This window comes from Stenotrophomonas maltophilia group sp. RNC7 (assembly GCF_030910085.1).
In the GTDB taxonomy this organism is placed as follows: Bacteria; Pseudomonadota; Gammaproteobacteria; order Xanthomonadales; family Xanthomonadaceae; genus Stenotrophomonas; species Stenotrophomonas sepilia.
Window position 1 is genome coordinate 1 of sequence record NZ_JAVFVN010000263.1, and the last position, 950, is coordinate 950.

Consider the following 950-nt stretch of genomic DNA (forward strand, 5'->3'; position numbering starts at 1 on the left):
TTATACGATTAATCATAGTTTCCAAATCCAGCACGGCTATTTTTCCGTTTATACTTATGAATATTTCACAATTAAAGGTTTCTTAGAAGCTTTCCAGCCTAACTCCTTTATTTTTAAAACAAATGGATGACATTTACTCAGTGTACAATACCATTCAGTTTTATTTTCTTTTTCATTGAAATGAGATTGAGCATAACCAGCACCTTTTATCCAATATACAAATTGAATTACTTCTTCGCTTTTTTCATGCGCAAAAACAAAGCTTTCCTTTGTTTCAAAACCATAATTCCATACAAGTTCCAATGCTTCAGTGAATTCTCTGGTTTTAATAAAAGAATTCAACCAATTTCTTAATGAATTGTATGTTTTCATAATCTCTCTTGGAAATCGTTCCGGATACAGTTCATGCAGCATTAGAAATGGGTTGTTACTCCAGTATTCATAAACTGGCATGCTTATTCTATGTTTTTTCATCCACTCAATATCATACACACGAAGCAGCTGCTCATCACTCAACTGTTCCTTTTCTTCGATGGTCCAACGTAATGCCTCTAGCCCGCGTTCTTTTGTCCAAAATCCTGGTGAAACTTTTTGCAATTCCCATTCTTTAAACCGATTTGGATATAAATCATTTAACATTGTATAAGGATTACCCCAAAATTTTTGAAGAGGTGTTAGTAATCTATTCTTACTTAACCATTGTATATTGTAAACTTGTAATAATTCTTGCTCTGTTAATTGTTCTTTCTCTTCAATTGTCCATTTTAATGCTTGTAGCCCTGTTTTTTTTGTCCAAAAATTCCTTGGAACCACACTAAACTCCCATTCCTTAAACCGATTTGGGTATAATTCATTTATCATCGCATAAGGACTTAAGTGCCAATATTGCATCAATGGTGTAATTAGTCTCTTTTTCTTCATCCAAGCTATATTATAAACTTTCTTTATTT

General features: G+C 32.4%; 1 protein-coding gene. It reads right to left on the reverse strand.

Annotated features, from left to right (window positions below):
* Window positions 1-54: 54 nt before the first annotated feature.
* Window positions 55-950 (reverse strand): hypothetical protein (locus RCF13_RS03400; RefSeq protein ID WP_308140875.1); only part of this gene is annotated, 896 nt, incomplete at its 5' end.